Annotated in this window: 22 protein-coding genes; 3 read left to right on the top strand and 19 right to left on the bottom strand. The window is 73.3% G+C overall.

Annotated features, from left to right (window positions below):
- From FK498_RS10825 to hisI, 9 genes are all read right to left on the bottom strand, one after another.
- Positions 1-677 (bottom strand): lipid-A-disaccharide synthase (locus FK498_RS10825; RefSeq protein ID WP_370510896.1); only part of this gene is annotated, 677 nt, incomplete at its 3' end.
- Positions 674-1,882, bottom strand: coding sequence for a M20/M25/M40 family metallo-hydrolase (locus FK498_RS10820; RefSeq protein WP_141854415.1), 1,209 nt, complete (start codon positions 1,880-1,882; stop codon positions 674-676). The genes FK498_RS10825 and FK498_RS10820, both read right to left, overlap by 4 nt.
- A complete protein-coding gene (locus FK498_RS10815) occupies positions 1,879-2,760 on the bottom strand; it encodes a carbon-nitrogen hydrolase family protein (RefSeq protein WP_141854413.1) in 882 nt (293 codons plus the stop codon). The genes FK498_RS10820 and FK498_RS10815 overlap by 4 nt, the downstream gene beginning before the upstream one ends.
- On the bottom strand, positions 2,760-3,368 hold the full coding sequence (locus tag FK498_RS10810) for a GNAT family N-acetyltransferase (protein WP_141854411.1): 609 nt from the start codon (positions 3,366-3,368) through the stop codon (positions 2,760-2,762). Before FK498_RS10810 ends, FK498_RS10815 begins: the two co-directional genes overlap by 1 nt.
- A 47-nt stretch (positions 3,369-3,415) precedes the next feature.
- On the bottom strand, positions 3,416-4,216 hold the full coding sequence (gene phnE, locus FK498_RS10805; protein WP_141854409.1) for a phosphonate ABC transporter, permease protein PhnE: 801 nt from the start codon (positions 4,214-4,216) through the stop codon (positions 3,416-3,418).
- 9 nt (positions 4,217-4,225) lie between these two features.
- Entirely contained in the window at positions 4,226-5,020 is a 795-nt protein-coding gene (locus tag FK498_RS10800) for a phosphonate ABC transporter ATP-binding protein (RefSeq protein ID WP_141854407.1), read from the bottom strand.
- A complete protein-coding gene (locus tag FK498_RS10795; protein WP_141854405.1) occupies positions 5,017-5,880 on the bottom strand; it encodes a phosphate/phosphite/phosphonate ABC transporter substrate-binding protein in 864 nt (287 codons plus the stop codon). Before FK498_RS10795 ends, FK498_RS10800 begins: the two co-directional genes overlap by 4 nt.
- 117 nt (positions 5,881-5,997) lie before the next feature.
- The gene (locus tag FK498_RS10790; protein ID WP_141854403.1) at positions 5,998-7,101 is read right to left on the bottom strand and encodes a GTP-binding protein; all 1,104 of its coding nucleotides are present in this window, start codon (positions 7,099-7,101) and stop codon (positions 5,998-6,000) included.
- Positions 7,098-7,526 carry a phosphoribosyl-AMP cyclohydrolase gene (hisI, locus tag FK498_RS10785; protein ID WP_141854401.1) on the bottom strand — a complete coding sequence of 143 codons (429 nt, stop codon included), beginning with the start codon at positions 7,524-7,526 and terminating at the stop codon, positions 7,098-7,100. The genes FK498_RS10790 and hisI overlap by 4 nt, the downstream gene beginning before the upstream one ends.
- A 109-nt stretch (positions 7,527-7,635) precedes the next feature.
- Here hisI and FK498_RS10780 point away from each other — a divergent pair, with 109 nt between their 5' ends.
- Positions 7,636-8,079: a transcriptional repressor gene (locus FK498_RS10780; protein ID WP_370510895.1), complete on the top strand. Its 444-nt coding sequence runs from the start codon at positions 7,636-7,638 to the stop codon at positions 8,077-8,079.
- Between the two features lie 6 nt (positions 8,080-8,085).
- Here FK498_RS10780 and metC read toward each other — a convergent pair whose 3' ends face one another.
- The 4 genes from metC to FK498_RS10760 are packed head-to-tail and all read right to left on the bottom strand — an operon-like array spanning position 8,086 to position 11,551.
- Positions 8,086-9,315, bottom strand: coding sequence for a cystathionine beta-lyase (gene metC, locus FK498_RS10775; RefSeq protein ID WP_141854397.1), 1,230 nt, complete (start codon positions 9,313-9,315; stop codon positions 8,086-8,088).
- A 17-nt stretch (positions 9,316-9,332) separates the two neighbouring features.
- The gene (sseA, locus tag FK498_RS10770) at positions 9,333-10,196 is read right to left on the bottom strand and encodes a 3-mercaptopyruvate sulfurtransferase (protein WP_141854395.1); all 864 of its coding nucleotides are present in this window, start codon (positions 10,194-10,196) and stop codon (positions 9,333-9,335) included.
- Between the two features lie 3 nt (positions 10,197-10,199).
- Positions 10,200-10,922, bottom strand: a complete 723-nt coding sequence (locus tag FK498_RS10765) for an alanyl-tRNA editing protein (RefSeq protein WP_141854393.1) — start codon at positions 10,920-10,922, stop codon at positions 10,200-10,202.
- Positions 10,919-11,551 carry an NUDIX domain-containing protein gene (locus tag FK498_RS10760; protein ID WP_141854391.1) on the bottom strand — a complete coding sequence of 211 codons (633 nt, stop codon included), beginning with the start codon at positions 11,549-11,551 and terminating at the stop codon, positions 10,919-10,921. Before FK498_RS10760 ends, FK498_RS10765 begins: the two co-directional genes overlap by 4 nt.
- An 80-nt stretch (positions 11,552-11,631) precedes the next feature.
- Here FK498_RS10760 and FK498_RS10755 point away from each other — a divergent pair, with 80 nt between their 5' ends.
- The gene (locus FK498_RS10755; RefSeq protein ID WP_141854389.1) at positions 11,632-12,540 is read left to right on the top strand and encodes a DMT family transporter; all 909 of its coding nucleotides are present in this window, start codon (positions 11,632-11,634) and stop codon (positions 12,538-12,540) included.
- A 6-nt stretch (positions 12,541-12,546) separates the two neighbouring features.
- Here FK498_RS10755 and FK498_RS10750 read toward each other — a convergent pair whose 3' ends face one another.
- The 6 genes from FK498_RS10750 to FK498_RS10725 all read right to left on the bottom strand — a co-directional run bounded on the left by FK498_RS10750 (position 12,547) and on the right by FK498_RS10725 (position 17,340).
- Positions 12,547-12,810: a hypothetical protein gene (locus FK498_RS10750; protein WP_141854387.1), complete on the bottom strand. Its 264-nt coding sequence runs from the start codon at positions 12,808-12,810 to the stop codon at positions 12,547-12,549.
- A 288-nt stretch (positions 12,811-13,098) separates the two neighbouring features.
- Entirely contained in the window at positions 13,099-13,560 is a 462-nt protein-coding gene (locus FK498_RS10745) for a CopD family protein (protein WP_141854385.1), read from the bottom strand.
- Complete coding sequence (parA, locus tag FK498_RS10740; RefSeq protein WP_141854383.1) at positions 13,557-14,201, bottom strand: ParA family partition ATPase; 645 nt, start codon at positions 14,199-14,201, stop codon at positions 13,557-13,559. Before parA ends, FK498_RS10745 begins: the two co-directional genes overlap by 4 nt.
- 38 nt (positions 14,202-14,239) lie before the next feature.
- The gene (locus FK498_RS10735) at positions 14,240-15,562 is read right to left on the bottom strand and encodes a D-amino acid dehydrogenase (RefSeq protein ID WP_370510894.1); all 1,323 of its coding nucleotides are present in this window, start codon (positions 15,560-15,562) and stop codon (positions 14,240-14,242) included.
- 111 nt (positions 15,563-15,673) lie between these two features.
- The gene (locus FK498_RS10730; protein ID WP_141854379.1) at positions 15,674-16,021 is read right to left on the bottom strand and encodes a hypothetical protein; all 348 of its coding nucleotides are present in this window, start codon (positions 16,019-16,021) and stop codon (positions 15,674-15,676) included.
- 14 nt (positions 16,022-16,035) lie between these two features.
- Complete coding sequence (locus tag FK498_RS10725; protein ID WP_141854377.1) at positions 16,036-17,340, bottom strand: sulfite oxidase; 1,305 nt, start codon at positions 17,338-17,340, stop codon at positions 16,036-16,038.
- A gap of 73 nt (positions 17,341-17,413) precedes the next feature.
- Here FK498_RS10725 and FK498_RS10720 point away from each other — a divergent pair.
- Positions 17,414-17,741 (top strand): NAD(P)H-hydrate epimerase (locus FK498_RS10720; RefSeq protein ID WP_304598713.1); only part of this gene is annotated, 328 nt, incomplete at its 3' end.

Below are 17,741 nucleotides of genomic sequence, written 5' to 3'. Positions count from 1 at the left end.
ACGCTCATGACGATCCGCCCGCCGAGACGGTCGCGCAGCAGCCCGACCGCGCGCGCGAAGACCGGCAGGTGGCGCGCGAGCTCGCCGCCGCGGCTGCCCGGCATCACGGCGAGCAGCCGCGTCTCCGGCGCGATCCCGTGCGTGGTGCGGAAGCGCGCGGCGTTGCCGCGATCCGCGCCGCTCTCGAGCACCGGATGGCCGACGAAGCTGGTCGGGATGCCGGCGGCCTCGAAGAAGGGCGGCTCGAAGGGCAGGAGTGCCAGCAGCCGGTCGATCCGGCGCGCGATCCTGCGCACGCGCCCCTGCCGCCAGGCCCAGACCTGCGGTGCGACGTAGTGGATCACGCGCATGCCCTTCGGGCGCACGCGCGCGGCGAGCCTGAGCGTGAACGAGGGCGCATCGATCGTCACCAGCGCCGCGGGACGGCGCGCCAGCACGTCGGCCTCCGCCTCGGCCAGGCGGCGGGCAAGCCCGCGCAACCTCGGCAGCACCTCGGCGAGTCCCATCAGCGACAGCTCCTCCATCGGGAAGAGCGAGACGAGTCCCTGTTCCGCCATGCGCGGCCCGCCGATGCCGGCGAAGGCGAGGTCGGGCCGGCGCGTGCGCAGCGCCGCCATCAGCCGGCCGCCGAGCACGTCGCCGGAGGCCTCGCCGGCGACGAGGTAGAGCAGCGTCATCCGGCGAGCAGGTCGCGCACGGCCGCCGCGAGCGCCTCGGCGACCGCGAGGAGTTCCGGGATCAGCACGTATTCGTCGGGCCCGCCCATGCCGTAGGGCGTGGGGCCGAACACGGCGGTCGGGATGCCGGCGAGGCGGAACAGCCGCGCATCCGAGGCGCCCACGCGCAGGTTCAGCACCGGCTCCGCGCCGAGGGCGGCGGCGGCGGCGCGGCGCAGCGCGGCGAACAGCGGATGCGCGGGATCGGTCACGGTCGGCTCCCAGGCGACGCGCACGCGCATCGTCACCCCCGGCAGGTCGGCGAGCGCGGCGCGCGCGGCGTCGATCAGCTCGGCCGTGCACGTTCCCGGCGGGAGGCGGAGGTCGAGGCCCGCGGTCGCGCTGTCCGGCACGAGATTGGGCGAGATCCCCGCGGCGAGCGTGCCGAGATTGGCCGTGATGCGCGTCAGGGTCTCGGCCTCGCCGGCGCCGCCGAGCTTCTCGCTGACGGGGCGGGCGGCGGCGACCGCGTCGCGGATCGGCTGCGGAACGTCCACGGCACGGTCGCGCAGCGCGAGGACGCGGCGCACCGCCTCGATCAGGCGCTCGGCCGCGTTCTCGCCGCGATGCACATGCGCGCCATGCGCGGCCTTTCCTTCCGCGGCGAGATCGAGCCACACCATTCCCTTCTCGCCGAAGCGGATCACCGCCGGGCTGCCCGCATCCGGCACGATCGCGACATCGCCGCGCACCGCCGGCACGGTGTCGAGCAGGAACTGCGTGCCGGCGGTGCCCATGCTCTCCTCGTCGCCGGCGAGGGCCAGCACGAGCTCGCCGGCGAAGTCCGCCCGTTCGGCCGCCGCGGCCATCACCGCGATCGCGGCGGCGATGCCGCCCTTCATGTCGGCCGCACCCCGGCCGTAGAGCCGGTCGCCGCGGATGGTCGCGGCGAAGGGCGGCACCGACCAGCGCGCCGGATCGCCGGCGGGGAAGGTGTCGAGATGGCCGGACAGCACCACGCGCCTGCCGGGCCGTGCGCCGCGCAGCACGGCGACCACGTTGCGCACCGGCTCGTGCCGCGTGTGCTGCGTCACGGCGGCGCCGGGGATCGCGGCGAGGAACCGCGTGGCGGCCTCGGCGGCGGCGCGCGTATCGTCGGGCGGGTTCTCGCTCGGCGCGGCGATCAGCGCCGCGGTGGCGCTGAGCACGAGGTCGCGATCGATCATGCCGGCACCGGCGCGGCCGGCACGACGACGGCGCAGGCGACCGGCTCGGCCGGCCAGTCGCGATGGTTGCGCACCGCGCCGTGCTCGCGCACCGCGGCGATCGCGGCCGGATCGAGCGCGGCGATCACCGCGCCCGGCGTGTCGGCCGGTCCTTCGGCGAGGATGCCGTCGGCCGGGAAGCCGCGATCGGCCGGGCCGTAGATGCCGGCGCGGCCGCGGTTCGTGTCGAGGCTCTCGCACCAGGGCGCGTCGCCCACGGTCGGCGCGACCGCGACGACTCCCTGGTTCTCGATCGCGCGCGCGCGGGCGGAGATTGTCACGCGCGTCGCGCCGGCCTCGGTGTCGGTGCAGGCCGGCACCAGCACCAGCCAGGCGCCGGCGCGCGTCATGGCGCGCACGATCGGCGGGAACTCGGCGTCGTAGCAGATGGCCACACCGATCCGCCCCCAGGGCGTCTCGACGACCTGCGGCGGGCCGCTCGCCGCGACCCCCCATTCCTCGGCCTCGAAGCGCGTCATCGTGCACTTGCGCTGCACCGCGCGCCGCCGGTCGGGCGCGAAGAGGGTGGCGCGGTTCACCAGCCGCCCGTCCTCCTCGGCCGGCAGCGAGCCGCCGAGCAGCCAGACGCCGTGGCGCGCGGCGAGTGCCGCCATCGCGTCCTCGAGCGCAGGCGCGAGCGCGGCCGCCTCCGCCACCTCGGCGCGCGCGCCGCGTCCGGCCGCCCGCGCCGCGCCGACCTCCACCGGAGCGTATTCCGGCAACAGCACGAGTTCGGCGCCGCGCGCCGCGACCTCGGCGAGGGTGCGATCGAGCCGGTCGGCGAAGGCCGCGACCGAGGGTGTGCGCTCGATCTTCCAGGCGAGGGCGGCGAGCCGCATCACGCCGCCTCCGGCGGGAGGCGCTTGAGCCAGAAGGCGAGTTCATGCGGCGTCTCCTCCGCCGCGCCGATCTCCTTCCAGCTCATGGTGCAGACGAGGTCGGGCGCAGGCACGTAGCCGCGCCTGCGCCAGAATGCGTCGAGCGGCACATAGCCCGCGGGCCTGCGCGGATCGGCCGGGTCGCGCATGACGGCGCAGAAGGCGGCGGTGTCGATGCCGGGAAAGCGGCGCGCATGGGCCTCGCGCTCGACGAAGAACCCCACGCCGGCGCCGCGGCCGCGATACTCGGGCAGCAGCACCGACTCGCCGAAGTAGAACACGCGGCCGAGATCCCAGCCGGCGGCGCGGAACGGCGCCTGCACCGCCTCGCCCTCCTCCGCCAGCGGCAGGCAGGTGGAGGCGCCGACCGCACGGTCACCGTCGAAGGCGAGCACGATCGCCGCACCGGGAGCGGTGGCGTAGCGGCCGAGATAGCGTTCCTCGTAGGCCGCGTCGCCGTCGTAGAGATAGGGCCACTCGCGGAACACGGCGATGCGCAGCCGCGCGACATCGGCGAGATGCGGGCGCAGCGCCTCGCCCGTGACGGTGGTCAAGCGCAGGGCGGTCATGGAGGCAGGCTTAGGCTCTGCCGCCCTGGCGCGCAACCGCGCCGCGCTCAGGCGATGATGCGCAGCCTCAGCGCCTGGCTCGCCTGTTCCACGGCGAGCACGAGGGCGAAGATCGCCAGGATGATCGTTGCCGCCTCTGGATAGTTGAAGAAACTCATCGCGACCTCGAGTTCCATGCCGATCCCGCCCGCGCCGACCAGGCCGAGCACGACCGAGGATCGCGTCGCCTTCTCCAGCGAGAACAGCGTGGTGCCGATCATCGTCGGGACAGCCGCCGGCAGCACGGCCGAGACGACGATCGCGCTCCGCCCGGCACCGAGCGCGGCAAGCGCCTCCTGCGGGCCACGATCCGCCTCCTCCATCGCCTCGGCGAAGAAGCGGCCGCAGAAGCCGATCGTGTCGACGACCAGCGCCAGCGTGCCGGCGAAGGGCCCGAGTCCGACGGTCACGACGAAGAACAGCGCCCAGACGAGGTCCGGCACGGTGCGGAACAGGCTGATCAGCCCCCGCACCGCCAGCGCGACCGAGGCGTGCGGTGAGAATCGGCGCACCGCCAGGACGGCGAGCGGCAATGAGAGCGTGGCGCCGATGGCCGTCCCGGCGACCGCCATCATGAAGGTTTCGGCGAGGGCGGCGAGGATCGGCGCCAGCCGCTCGGTGCTTGGCGGGAAGAGATTGGCGGCAAAGGCGGCCATCGCCGGCAGCCCTTCGACGAAGCGGCCCGGCGAGAAGCCGACGCCGCGCAGGCTCGCGATCACGAGGGCGAGCATGCACACCCAGGCGATGAAGCCGCCCATGCCCGGCCGTTCGAAGCGTGCCGGCGCGCGTGCGACCGCCCCCTCAGTCATCGTGCGACTTCACTCGAAGAACCGCTCCAGCACGGGCGCGAGGCCGGGATGCGCCGGCGCGTCGAGCACGATACGGCCGCCGCGCAGCCCGACCACACGGTCGGCATAGGCGATCGCGTGCGTCATGGTATGGGTGGTGAACAGCAGGGTCACCCCCGCCTGCCGGGTCAGCGTCGCGAACAGCGCCATCACCTCCTCGCCCGCGGCGGGATCGAGGCTTGCCACCGGTTCGTCAGCCAGCATCACCTCGGGCCGCTGCATCAGCGCGCGTGCGATCGCCACCCGCTGGCTCTGCCCGCCCGACAGGGTATCCGCGCGCTGGCGGGCGAGTGCCGCGAGCCCGACGCGGTCGAGGCAGGCGACCGCCTCCGCGCGCAGCGCTGCCGGCGCGACCGCCTGGTGCACCGCCAAGAGCCCGGCGCGCCCGAGCGCGCCATGCACGACATTGGTCAGCACCGACTGCCGCGGCACGAGGTTGTGGCGCTGGAAGACGAAGCCCACCCGCCGGCGCAGCCGCGTGAGCGCCCGCCTGCCGAGCCGTCCCACCGGCTCGCCGAGCAGCAGCGTGTGGCCCTCGTCGGGCTCGACCAGCCGGACGAGGCAGCGGAGCAGCGTGGACTTGCCTGCGCCGTTCGCGCCGATCAGCGCAACCCGCTCGCCGCGGCGGACGGAGAGCGACACCCCGTCCAGCACCGCAGTCCTGCCGAAGCGCTTCACCAGCCCATCGGCGGCGATCTCGGCAGGGCCGGCGGTCGACGCGGCCGCGGGCCGCGTCGCCGCGCCGTCAAGGACGACGGCCGTCAATTGCCCGGGAACTCGCTGAACTGCGCCTGGCCGATCGTGCGGTACATCGATCGGACGTAGTTGAAGTCGCTGTCCTTGATGCGGCCGATGAAGCGCATGCCCTCGTACTTGCGGTTCGCCTCGACCGCGACGATCGCGGCGATCAGCGCGTCGGAATGCGCAACGAAGGTCTCGCGCACCTTCGCCACGATCTCCTGGGGGACATGGGAACCGGCGATCAGCACGTCGTCGGGCAGATCGCGGCCGCGCGCGATGACGCGGAACGCCGTGTCCTTCTCGCGCTCGCGCATCCGCATCAGATCGGTGCGGTTCAAACCCGCGGCGGCGACGTCGCCGCGCTTCAGGCTCTCGATCTGCACCGGCACCGACAGGTGCACCGGCTGGATGTCGCGGCGCGGGTCGACCCCCTGGTCGGCCAGCACCTGCATCGGCGCGAGGTGCCGGCTGGTCGAGCCGACCGAGCCGAACGCGACCTTCTTGCCCTTGAGGTCGGCCGGCAGATGGTAGTCGCTGTCGGCAAGCACGACGATGTTGCCGTAGTAGTCAGGCCGCGAGAAACCGACGACCGGCACGGCGTTGGTCCGGGCCCGGAACACCACATACTCCGCTGGGCCGGTCAGCACGAAGTCGACCCGCTTGGCATTCATCGCCTCGACGGCCGCGGTGCGGCTGTTCACCGGGAAGAACCGCATGGCGATGCCGGAGGCCTTCTCGAAGGCGGCGACGAAGGGGCCCCATTCGCGCTGGAGCGCCTCGAGGCCCTCGACATCGGTCACCGCCAGCGTGATCGTCTGGGTCTGCGCGGCTGCCGGGAACGCGGCGGCAGCCAGCAGGGTCGCGAGCAGGGTGCGTCGCAGCATGAAGGCTCTCCTTCTCCCGATCTGGCTGCCTCCACCATGGCGGCGGGCCGTGACGCCGGGATGACGGCACCGTGAAGCCTGCATGACGGGGCGCGCGGTTCCGTGCCGCCGATCCGGTCAACCGGCGTGGCGGGTCGCCTCCTCCTGCTCCGCCGCGCCCTGGAAGGCGCGCAGGCCCTCCTCGATCACCGTGCGGTCGAGGTCGCGCACGATGAAGACGAGGCGCGAGCGGCGCCTCTCGCCCTCGGGCCAGGCGGGCAGCGGCGCCGGCGGGTGGAACAGGTGCTGCACGCCATGGATCGCGATCGGCCGGTCCTGGCCGATCACGTCCAGCACGCCCTTCACCCGGAGCAGGGACTCGCCGCGCGTGACGATCAGCATCTCGAGCCAGGTCGCCACCGCCTGCCAGTGCAGCGGCTCCTCGAAGGTCAGGCAGAAGGCGCGGATGCGCGCGTCGTGACGGTTGACGTCGTGCGGGTCCTGGCCATGCGCGCGATGGTGGTCGTGGCCATGATCGTGATCGTGATCGTGATCGTGGTCGTGGTGGTGCTGCGCCTGGTAGGCCTCGGCGTTCAGCCAGGCGGCGACATCGGGGATCCTGCGCGCGGGATCGAATAGCCCCGCGTGGAACAGCCGCGCGGGATCGACCTCGCCCATGCTCGCGATGATCAGCGGTGCGGCCGGGTTGAGCCGTGCGAGCCGCGCGCTGAGCGCCGCCACCCCTTCCGGTGCGGCAAGATCGGTCTTGCTCAGCACCAGCCGGTCGGCGACCGCGACCTGCTTCACGCTCTCGGCCTGGGCGTCGAGGGTCGCCATGCCGTTCACCGCGTCGACCACGGTGACGATCCCGTCCAGCCGGTAGTGGCGCAGCACCCCCGGATCGCCCATCAGCGTGTGCAGGATCGGCGCCGGGTCGGCCAAGCCGGTGGTCTCGATCACGACGCGGTCGAAGTCGAGCGCGCCGCCCTGCCGCTGCACCGCGAGCCGGTTCAGGCTCTCGACCAGCTCGCCACGCACCGTGCAGCAGAGGCAGCCGGAGGCGAGCAGCACCACATCGCCCTCGACGCGCTCGACCAGCAGGTGATCGAGCCCGATCTCGCCGAACTCGTTGATCAGCACGGCGGTGCGGGCGAGCTCCGCCCGGCGCAGGAGCCGGTTGAGCAGCGTGGTCTTGCCGGCGCCCAGGAAGCCGGTGAGCACGGTGACCGGGATCGCGTTCATCCGCCGCGCCCTCCGTAGAGCGCTCGGGGGTCCGCCTCGGGCGCGAGGACGGTTGCGACCGCCCCGTCGCGGATCGCGGTGAAGAAGCAGGAGCGCCGGCCGGTGTGGCACGCGACCCCGTGCTGGTGCACGAGCAGCAGCACCGTGTCGCCATCGCAGTCGATGCGCAGATCGACCAGCGTCTGCACCTGCCCCGACGTCTCGCCCTTGCGCCAGAGCGCACCGCGGCTGCGCGAGAAGTAGCAGGCACGGCCGGTGGCCAGCGTCTCGGCCACCGCCTCGCGATTCATCCAGGCGAGCATCAGCACCTCGCCCGATCGGGCATCCTGTGCCACGGCCGGCACGAGGCCGCGTTCGTCGAAGCGGATCGCCGCGATCAGCGCCTCGCGGGCGGCGGGCGGCGGCGGTGCGTAGGGTTCTGCCACGCGGCTGACCTCCGGGCTGGAACCTGTTACTTTATAACCGATGGCGTGCGGAGCAACCGACCAGGCGGGACGGATGCGGCAGGGCGGATTTTCCCGGCGGATCGAGGCGATGCTGGACGCGGCGGATGCCGCCTGTGCGGCGCATGGCGCGCGGCTGACCCCCCTGCGCCGGCAGGTGCTGGGGCTGGTGCTGGAGAGCCCGCAGCCGATCGGCGCCTATGCGCTGCTCGACCGGCTGAAGGAGAGCCGCAGCGGCGCGGCGCCGCCGACCGTGTATCGCGCGCTCGACTTCCTGCTCGAGCACGGCTTCGTCCACAAGGTCGAGCGGCTCAATGCCTTCGTCGGCTGCCGCAGCGCGACCGAGGGGCACGACCATCACGACCATGCCCACACGGTGCAGTTCCTGATCTGCGGACGCTGCGGCCATGTCCAGGAACTGGAGGATGCCTCGGTGCGTGCCGCGCTGGCAAAGGCCGCGGCGCATGCGGGCTTCACGCCCGGGCGGATGACCGTGGAGGTGGAGGGCACCTGCCGCGACTGCGCGCGCGGCTGAGCGCCACTACTTCGACGCCTCCGCCCCGTCGCGATGGGCGACGAGCGCGGCCATGCCGCGTTCGAGATCGGCGATCAGGTCGTCCACGTCCTCGAGCCCGATATGGAAGCGCACGGCCGGCCCCCCGAGGTCTCCGCTGGTCGCGGTGCGCTTGATGAAGCCCGTGGTCGGCAAGGCGAGGCTCTCGTAGCCGCCCCAGGAGGCACCGATGCCGAACAGGCTCAGCGCATCGACGAAGGCGTGCGTCGCCTCGATCGAGTAGTCGGGGCGGAACACGACACCGAACAGCGAGCAGGCGCCGGTGAAGTCGCGCTTCCAGAGCGCATGGCCGGGCGCGCCGGGCAGGGCGGGATGGAGCACGCGCAGCACCTCGGGGCGGGCCGCGAACCACCGCGCGACCGCGAGCCCGGCCTCCTGCTGGGCGGCGAGACGCACCGGCATGGTGCGCACCCCGCGCAGCGCGAGCCAGCAATCGTCGGGGCTCGCGTAATGGCCGTGCGCGAGCGCGGTCGTGCGCACCGCGATCCAGTCCTCCTCGCTCGCCACCGTGATGCTGCCCAGCAGCACGTCGGAATGGCCGACCACGTACTTGGTGAGCGCCTGGATCGAGACGTCCACGCCGTGCTGGAAGGGGCGGAAGTGATGGATGCCCCAGGTGTTGTCCATCAGCACCTTGGCGCCCCTCGCATGCGCGGCGCGGGCGATCGCGGGGACGTCCTGCACCTCGAAGGTGTGGCTGCCCGGGCTCTCGGTGTAGACCACGCGCGTGTTGGGCTGGATCAGCGCGGCCATCCCCGCCTCGTCCACGCACGGATCGTAGTAGGTGGTCTCCACCCCCATGCGGGTGAGCTGGGTGTCGGCGAAGGTGCGCGCGGGGCCATAGACGCTGTCCGGCAGCAGCAGGTGATCGCCCGCCTTGAGGTAGGCCAGCAGCGGCACGGTGATCGCGGCCAGGCCGGTGCCGACGATCTGGCAGCGCCTGCCCCCTTCGATCTCGCAGATGACGTCCTCGAGCGCGTGATGGTTCGGTCCACCCTGGGTGCCGTAGGTCAGCGCCTGATCGAAGCGTTTCGAGGCGGAGGCGATCCGGTCGGCGCAGCGGGCGAACAGCACCGTCGAGCCGCGGTGCACGGGCGGGTTGACGAAGCCGTGCGCCTTGGTGCCGGGGCGGCCGGCATGGCTCATGCGGGTGCGGAAGCCGTGGCTGGCGCCGGCCTGGCGCGCGTCGTCGGGCATGCGTCGTGCTCTCCCGTTCAGCCGGTGACAACGGGCGTGTCGCCGCGGCCGCCCCACTCCGCCCAGGACCCGTCATAGACGGCGACGTCGGGCAGGCCGGCGAGATGGGCGGCGAGGGCGATGGCGCAGGCGGTGACACCCGAGCCGCAGGCGGCGATCGCGGGGCGGGTGCCGTCCACGCCTGCCTCCCTGAGCAGCGCGCGCAGTTCGGCGGCAGGACGGAAGGTCGCATCGGCGTTCAGCAGCGCGGCATGCGGCAGGTTGGTGCTGCCCGGCACATGGCCGCTGCGCATCCCGGGGCGCGGCTCGGGCGCCTCGCCGCGGAAGCGCGCGGCCGGACGCGCATCCACCAGCACGGCGTGCGGCTCGGTGACGTTGCCGAGCACGTCGCGAATGTCCTTCACCAGCCAGGGGCGGAAGGCGGGGGCGTAGACCGTCGCCGGCGCGGGCTGCGGGTCGCCCGCCTCGGTCGCGTGACCGGCGGCGATCCAGGCCGGCAGCCCGCCGTCCAGCACCGCCGCGCGGTCATGGCCGAAGGCGCGCATCATCCACCAGCCGCGCGCGGCCGAGCTCATCCCCTTCTGGTCGTAGAACACCACGCGGGTGGCGTTGGCGATCCCGAGCGCCTCCATCGCCGCGGCGAACTCGGCCGGCGGGGGCAGCATGTGCGGCAGACGGGTCGAGCGGTCGGCGACCGCGTCGATGTCGAGATAGCGCGCGCCGGGGATGTGGGCGCGGCGGTACTCGGCGAACCCGTCCCTGTCCTCGTTCGGCAGGTACTTGGTGATGTCGATCACGGCGAGGTCGGGCGCGCCGAGCACGGCGGCGAGCTCCTCGACCGTGACCAGCGCCTCGGGGTTGGCGTAGCCGCGATCCTCCATGCCTCAGCCCTCCAGCACGAGCGCGATGCGCCGGTTCTGCCGGCCCTTGTTCTCGACCTTGGCGATCGCGATCCGCCCGATCTCGCCGGTGGAGCGGACATGCGTGCCGCCGCAGGGCTGCAGATCGACCGGCGGGTCGCCCGCGCCGATCCGCACCAGGCGCACCCGCCCCGCGCCGCGCGGCGGCTTCACCGAGAGCGTGCGGACGAGCCCGGGATTGGCGTCGAGCGCCGCCTCGCTGATCCATTCCGTGGTCACCGGATGGTCGGCGGCGATCAGTGCGGCGAGGCCGGCGGTGAGCGCCTCCTTCGCCGGCGCCTCGGGCAGGTCGAAGTCGAGCCGGCCCTTGCCGTCGCCGATCGCCCCGCCGGTGACGGCCGCGCCCGGGATCAGCGCGCAGAGCAGGTGCAGGGCGGTGTGCATGCGCATCAGCCGGTGCCGCCGATCCCAGTCGATCGCGGCGGTGACGGTCTCGCCGATCGCCGGCAGCGCGGCCCCGTCGGCAAGGCGGTGCAGGATCGCCCCGTCAGCGCCCTTGACCGTGTCGGCGACCGCGAGCGTGCTGCCGTCGGCGCGCCGGATCTGGCCGGTATCGCCCGGCTGACCGCCCGATGCGGCGTAGAAGACCGTGCGGTCGAACACGATGCCGTCCGGCCCGGCCGCGATCACGGTGGCCGTCGCCTCGCGCAGATACGCGTCCTCGCGGAACAGCGGTTCGGTGGTCATCGCCAGCGTCGCCTCAGTTCCTGCCGCCGGCCCCGCAGCGCGTGGAGCGCGAGCGCGGTGGTCGCGTTGACGATCCGCCCCTCGTCGAGCCACGCGAAGGCCGTCTCGGCCGGCACCACCAGGACCCGGATGTCCTCATGCTCGTGATCGAGCCCGGCATGGCCGGCGATGCCGTCGCCGCCGGCCTCGGGCGCGGTCACGCGGGCGAGATAGAGCGCGATCGTCTCGTCCGCCACGCCGGGGGTGAGCAGGAACCGCCCGACCGGTTCGAGCGTCGAGACCGCGAGCCCGGTCTCCTCCGCCGTCTCGCGCCGCGCCGCCGTCTCCTCGTCCTCGGCGTCGTCGACCAGCCCTGCCGCAGCCTCGATCAGCACCGGCTCCATGCCGGCGGCGAGCGCGGGCAGGCGGAACTGCTCGATCAGAACCACGCGGTCGGCGCGCGGATCGTAGGGCAGCACGGCGACGGCGCGGCCGCGCCGCAGCACCTCCCAGGTGGCGGGGCCGATGCGGCGGCCGCCGAACCCGGCACGGGTGAAGCGGATGCGCTGCAGCGCGGTGCGCCCGCGCCAGACGGTCTCGATCGCCTCGATCGCGACGGCGGGATGATGGGGAATGCCGAGTTCGGCCATGGGGTCGGGACCCTAGCCGTTGCGCGCTGGCCCGGCCAGGGGGGGCGGGCTAGGCTGGCCGCGAGGACCTGCCCGACACCGTGACCCAGCGCGACGACGAGTCCGAGGATGCCGCACTGCGCCGGCGGCGCGCCCGCGCGATCGCGAGCGTGATCGGTGCGGCGGCAGCCTTCGCGGTCGCCTCGGCGCTGGTGAAGTGGGTGGCGGATGCGGTTCCGACCGTGCAGATCGTGTTCTTCCGCTCCTTCGTCGCGCTGATCGCGCTCGCGCCGATGATCCGGCGCGCGGGCGGGGTGGCGGTCCTGGCCACGCGTCGGCCGGGCTGGCACGTGCTGCGCACGCTCGCCGGATTCGGCGGCATGTTCAGCTCGTTCTACGGCTACGCCACCCTGCCGCTCGCCGAGGTCACGGCGCTCGGCTTCACGATGCCGCTGTTCCTGACGGCGCTCTCGATCCCCCTGCTCGGCGAACGGGTCGGCATCCGGCGCTGGGCCGCGGTGGTGGTGGGCTTCCTCGGCGTGCTGCTGATCCTGCGCCCGGGCGCAGGCGCGATCGCGCTCGCACCGGCCCTGGTGGTGGTCGCGGGTGCGGTCTGTTGGGCGGTCGCGATGATCGCGATCCGGCGCATGGGCGAACTCGGTGAGAGCAACGTGGTGATCGTCGCCTGGTTCTCGATCGGCGGAGCAGTGCTCGCGGGCGCGATGACGCTGTTCGCCTGGGTGACGCCGACGCTGCCGCAGCTCCTCGCGCTGGTCGGGGTGGGGCTCGTCAGCACGCTCGCGCAGATGCTGATGACCGAGGCCTATCGGCGCGGCGAGACCACGCTGGTGGCGCCGTTCGAGTACACGGGGATCCTGTGGACCTCGCTGATCGGGCTGGCGGTGTGGGACGAGCGGCCGGCGCCGACCATGCTCGCCGGTGTCGCCGTGCTGGTGGCCTCGGGCCTCTACATCCTGCACCGGGAGGTCGTGCGCCGGCGCGCCGCCTGAGGCGCGTCAGGGTCGGCGCAGGCTCAGGATGTAGAGCAGATGGCATGCGGCTGGAATCGGCCGTATGCGTGAAGATGCTCGCAAGGACAGGTCGGAGCGGTTTCCACGCGTGTGGGAACCGCTCTGGGAGATCCGGTCGTCCATCTCCGCCCGCGTCAGGTTGAGGTCCGGCATCTGCCCGTGCGGACTCGCGAGGAAGGCGCGCAGCGACGGCGCGGTCGTCGCGGTCCGGTCGGCGATCCTCCGGAACGGCGTCGCGCCGTCACCCACGGGACCCGCCGGCCGGGACGAGGCCACGTGGCAGGACGCACAGCAGCGCTCGGCAATGATCCGTCCCTGCACCGATCGCCCGGCAGGCCCTGCGCGACGGCCGGGCTGGCGAACAGGGCGGCAACCAGTGTGAGATACCCTGGTGCGCCATCTCTGCCTCCCTCATACCAGCCCGCCGAAGGCTTGACCTTCGGCGGGCTGGTACGGGGTCATGTTCGCGCGCGGCCGCCCCACCAGCCCCGCGCGCGATACCCTCCGCACAAAGGTCGAGCCTTTGTGCGGAGGGTATCAGATCCCCCAGCGGCCGAGTCCCGCGACGGCACTCGTGACCAGCCCGAGCACGAGATTGGTGGTGATCAGCGCGCGGATGTGCTGCACCGCCTGCGCCGCCTGCGGCCCGTTTCCCGCCGCCATCGCGCGACGGAACCGCGCATAGGGGCCGAACCAGATCACGACGAACACGCCGCCCATGACCGCGCCGGTGAGGTTCATCAGGTGCACGTGCCAGCCCGCGCCCCGGAACCCGCCATACCAGCCGAACAGCATGGCCCAGCCGGTCAGCAGGGCGATCGGCATGGCGTGCCAGACGATGAGGAAGAAGCGGCGGAACACCTGGGCATGGAGGGCGAGGCGCTGCGCCGGCTCGAGCACGGCGAGGCTCGGCCGCAGCACCCAGATCGCGAACGCCATCCCGCCGACCCACAGGATCGCGGCGAGCAGGTGCAGCACGAACAGCAGCGTCACGGTCATGCGCCGTCTCCGATCCAGGGCTTGAGCGCGGCGGCGAGCGCGCGGATCTCCTGGGCGGCGAGGCCCCTGGGCGCGCTCTCGGTCACCCCGAGCCCGGCCGCCATCGCCATGGCGAAGGCGGTGCGGTTGCCGATCGGCGCCTCGATCAGCGGCGCGCCCTCGCGCGCGAGCGCGGCGCGCGTGGCCTCGAGCAGCCGGCCGCGTGCCGGTGCGCGGTTCAGCACCACCCGCGCCTCGCGCCTCTCGGCCGCGGCGAGATCGAGCGTGGGCCGGCTCGCCCAGAGATCGAGCGGGCTCGGCTGCAGAGGCACGAGCACGAGATCGGAGGCGCGCAGCGCGAGCCTGGCTTCGGTCTCGGCGTGCGGCGGCGAGTCGATCAGCACCACGTCGTGGGTGTCCTTCAGCCGTTCGATCTCGGCGCCGAGCCGCCAGCCGGCGGTATCCGCGAACGTCAGGCCGGCGGCGGCCGCCTTCAGCGCGGTCTTCCGCGCCGCGTGCCAGCGCGTGAGACTCGCCTGCGGGTCGATGTCGAGGATCGCCACGCGCCGGCCGGCGGCCAGCGCGGCGGCGAGCTGCGCCACCAGCGTGGTCTTGCCGGCGCCGCCCTTCTGCTGTGCAACCGTGATGACGACCGCGACCATCGGAGCAGGCTATCGCGCCTGCTCGGCGCCGCGGAAGGTCAGAACCGCGCCAGCGCGTAGGCGGCAGGGTCGAGCGACGGCGTCCGGCCGGTGATCAGCTCCGCGACCAGCCGCCCCGACCCGCAGGCCATGGTCCAGCCGAGCGGACCGTGGCCGGTGTCGAGCCACAGCCCGGCGATCGGTGTGGCGCCGAGGAGCGGCCGCCCGTCCGGTGTCATCGGGCGCAGCCCGGTCCAATGGACGGCGCGCGCATAGTCGCCGCCCTCGGGGAAGAGGGCGCGCATCTTGGCGAGCGTGGCGGCCTGGCGCGCGGCCGAGGGCGTCTTGTCCCAGCCGGCGAGCTCGAGCGTCCCGGCGACGCGCAGCCGGTCGGCGAAGCGCGCCACGTAGAGCTTGGCGTGCTCGTCCACCACCGCGATGCGCGGCGCGCCATTGCGTCCGGCGATCGGCACGGTCACGGAATACCCCTTCCCGGGATAGACCGGCAGGCCGAGCCCGACGCTCCTGGCGAGCAGCGGCGACCAGGACCCGGAAGCGAGCACCACCGCATCGGCCGCGACCGTCTCGCCCCCCGCGAGCGCAACGCCGCGCGCACGGCCCGCCTCGACCGCGATCGCGACCGCGCGCGCGCCGTAGCGGAACGCCACGCCGGCGCGCGCGGCGTGATCGGCGAGGCCCGCCGTGAACAGATGGCAGTCCGAGGTCTCGGTGTCGGCGGCGAACAGCCCGCCGAGGTAGCGCGGCGCGGCCTGCTCCAGCGCCGGCTCGAGACGCGCGATGCCGGCGCGATCGACCAGCTCGGCGGCGATCCCGGCCTCGGCGAGCCGGGTGCGCTTGTCCGCCGCGCCGGCGAGCTCCGCCTCGGTCGTGTAGAGGGTGAGCACGCCCGCACGGTTCGTCTCGTCGGCGATGCCGAGCCGGTCGCGCAGCGCCACGGTCTCGGCCGCCGAGAGCCGGCAGAGCGCGCCGATCGCCGCGGTGTTCGCGGCATGGGCCGAGGCCGTGCAGTTGGCGAGGAAGCGCAGGCCCCAGCGGATCAGGGCGGGGTCCCAGCGCAGGCGCAGCAAGAGCGGCGCGTCCTCGCGGCCGATCCAGCGGATCAGCTTGCCCGGCACGTCCGGGGCCGCCCAGGGGCCGGAGGCGGCCGAGAGATGCCCGCCATTGGCGAAGCTCGTCTCCAGCCCCGGCCCCTCGCGCGCCTCGATCACGGTGACCTGCAGGCCCGCCTCGCGCAGGTACCAGGCGGCGGCGACGCCGACCACGCCGGCGCCGAGGACGATCACGTGCATCGCCCCAGTCTGCCGCGCGCGCGGCCGCAGGCAAGAGCCGGCGGCGGACGCCAGGTCATACCCGGAGCACAAGGGTTTGACCTTTGTGCGGAGGGTATGGCGCGCGGGGCTCAAGGGGCGGCCGCGCGCAGAACCAAGGCCTGATGCCCGGCCGGCAAAGGTCGAACCTCTGTCGGCCGGGTATCAGTCGCGCGCGAAAGGATTGGCGAAGGCGGGGGGGCGCTGACGACGCGGCGGATAGGCCTCGGCGAGGTAGTTGACGATAGTCTCCCGCAGCTCGCCCTCGAGCGGGTTCATCCCGTGCTTCTCGCTCATCCAGTCCATCAGCTCGTCCCACTGCTGGCGGGTGAAGCCGGAGCGGCGGATCAGCGCGGTGTTGTGGCAGGCGATGCAGTAGTAGAACGTCTCCTCGCGCCCTTCGCCGGGTGCCAGGATCTCGGGCGTCTCCTCATCCGCCGCGGTCGCTGTGGCGGCGACGGCGAGGGGGCCGGCGATCAGAGCCGCCGCGACGGATGCGATCAGTCCCTTCACCGGCCCGGCCTCCGTCAGCCGACCAGGATCGCGGCGCGGCTGATCGGGTTGGCGCCGTAGCCCTGGGGGTTCCAGTTCGCCGCGGCGTGCGGCTGCATCCGGCCGCGGCTGTCGGTGGCGCGGTACCAGATCTCGAAATATCCGTCCGAGGGCAGGGTCACCTTGCCGGACCAGCGCTGCCAGGCGTACTTGTTGGCGGGGGGCTTCACCTCCATCGCCGTCCAAGTGGCGCCGAAATCCACCGACACGTGCACGGCCGAGACCGTCTCCTCCCCGGCCCAGGCCGCGCCGCGGACCGGGATCTCGCGCGTACCGGCCGGGAAGCGGGCGCCGTTCGCGACATTGGTCAGCACGGAGCGCACCCACATCGAGTGGATGTCGCGGAAGGTCCGGCCGTCGTCGCGCGAGCCGGGCACGATCGGCGTCACCGGCACGCGGTACGAGGTGCCGCCCATGCCGGGGCCGTCATGCTCGCGGTCGCGCACCCACAGCCGGGTCAGCCACTTCTGGCTCAGGCTGCCGGGCCAGCCCGGCACGATCGTGCGCACGGGCGCGCCATGGATGTGCGGGATCGGCTCGCCGTTCAGCCGCAGCGCGATCAGGGTGTGCGGCTCGAGGCACTTCTCGATCGGCGTCGCGCGGCTGATGACGACGCGGTTCGGATCGCCCGAAAGATGGATGTCCGCACCGTAGCCGGCGACGTGCTTGGCGCTCTCCTTCAGCCCGGCGGCGCGCAGGACGTCGGCCAGCCGCACGCCGGTCCAGGATCCGTTGCTGATCGCGCCGTTGCCCCACTGGTTGCCGCGGGTCTCGGGCACGAAGAAGCCGCGGCCGTTGCCGCCGCACTCCATCTGGAGCTGGTACGTGACCAGCGGGAAGCGGGTCTCGAGCTCGCCGACGGTCAGTTCGAGGGGCGTGTTCACCTCGCCGTCGATGCGGATCCTCCACGCCTTCGGATCGGAAGGCGGCTCGGGCGGCGTGCCGTTGTTGCGGATGAAGAACTTGCTCGCGGGGGTCACCTCGTCGTCGAGCAGGGTCTCGGGCGCCTCCAGCACCAGCGGGCGCTGGCCGAGATCGATCATCGCCTCCTTGCCTTCGAAGGTGAACATCTTGGGACCCTGGGCGCCCTGCGCGAGCGCGGCCGGAACCAGACCCGACGGCATGCGGTCGGCGAACGGGATGGCGGCGCCGACGGCGGCGCCCATCGCCGCGAGGGATGCCCCCTTGAGCGCGCCACGACGACCGAAGACGACCGCGTCGGCCCGCTCGGGATCGTCGCGGTAGAGTTCGTCGAGCCCCCGCTCCGGCTTGCCTGCCATGATTTTTCTCCTCCCGTTCTGCGCGCAGGACCGTCTGCCTGGCTAGTTTCGCCTTTATGAAGGAACCAACCGGATGCCTCCGTCAAGCGTTGCGAGCGGTCCCGAACTGCTGACCGTCGCCGAGATGGCGCGCGCGGATGCCGCAGCGATCGCCGGCGGGATGCCCGGCATGGCGCTGATGGAGCACGCCGGCCGGGCGGTCGCGCGCGCGATCCGGCGCCACTTCCGTCCCTGCCCGACGGTCGTGCTGTGCGGGCCCGGCAACAACGGGGGCGACGGATTCGTGGTCGCGCGCCGGCTGGAGGAGGCGGGCTGGCCGGTGCGCGTCGCCCTGTACGGGGATCGCGATCGTCTGGCCGGCGATGCGGCGCGGGCGGCGGCGCGCTGGCGCGGGCCGGTGG

The organism is Elioraea sp. Yellowstone, assembly GCF_006704265.1.
Classification (GTDB): domain Bacteria; phylum Pseudomonadota; class Alphaproteobacteria; order Acetobacterales; family Acetobacteraceae; genus Elioraea.
The sequence above is the reverse complement of the archived record's forward strand: the minus strand, read 5'-3'. Positions and strand labels throughout refer to the sequence as shown.

Excerpts from the sequence above, each read along its gene's own strand:
- FK498_RS10820 (WP_141854415.1), bottom strand. The coding sequence starts at position 1,882 with ATGATCGATCGCGACCTCGTGCTCAGCGCCACCGCGGCGCTGATCGCC.
- FK498_RS10815 (WP_141854413.1), bottom strand. The coding sequence starts at position 2,760 with ATGCGGCTCGCCGCCCTCGCCTGGAAGATCGAGCGCACACCCTCGGTC.
- FK498_RS10810 (WP_141854411.1), bottom strand. The coding sequence starts at position 3,368 with ATGACCGCCCTGCGCTTGACCACCGTCACGGGCGAGGCGCTGCGCCCG.
- phnE (WP_141854409.1), bottom strand. The coding sequence starts at position 4,216 with ATGACTGAGGGGGCGGTCGCACGCGCGCCGGCACGCTTCGAACGGCCG.
- FK498_RS10795 (WP_141854405.1), bottom strand. The coding sequence starts at position 5,880 with ATGCTGCGACGCACCCTGCTCGCGACCCTGCTGGCTGCCGCCGCGTTC.
- FK498_RS10790 (WP_141854403.1), bottom strand. The coding sequence starts at position 7,101 with ATGAACGCGATCCCGGTCACCGTGCTCACCGGCTTCCTGGGCGCCGGC.
- FK498_RS10780 (WP_370510895.1), top strand. The coding sequence starts at position 7,636 with ATGCTGGACGCGGCGGATGCCGCCTGTGCGGCGCATGGCGCGCGGCTG.
- metC (WP_141854397.1), bottom strand. The coding sequence starts at position 9,315 with ATGCCCGACGACGCGCGCCAGGCCGGCGCCAGCCACGGCTTCCGCACC.
- sseA (WP_141854395.1), bottom strand. The coding sequence starts at position 10,196 with ATGGAGGATCGCGGCTACGCCAACCCCGAGGCGCTGGTCACGGTCGAG.
- FK498_RS10765 (WP_141854393.1), bottom strand. The coding sequence starts at position 10,922 with ATGACCACCGAACCGCTGTTCCGCGAGGACGCGTATCTGCGCGAGGCG.
- FK498_RS10760 (WP_141854391.1), bottom strand. The coding sequence starts at position 11,551 with ATGGCCGAACTCGGCATTCCCCATCATCCCGCCGTCGCGATCGAGGCG.
- FK498_RS10745 (WP_141854385.1), bottom strand. The coding sequence starts at position 13,560 with ATGACCGTGACGCTGCTGTTCGTGCTGCACCTGCTCGCCGCGATCCTG.
- parA (WP_141854383.1), bottom strand. The coding sequence starts at position 14,201 with ATGGTCGCGGTCGTCATCACGGTTGCACAGCAGAAGGGCGGCGCCGGC.
- FK498_RS10725 (WP_141854377.1), bottom strand. The coding sequence starts at position 17,340 with ATGGCAGGCAAGCCGGAGCGGGGGCTCGACGAACTCTACCGCGACGAT.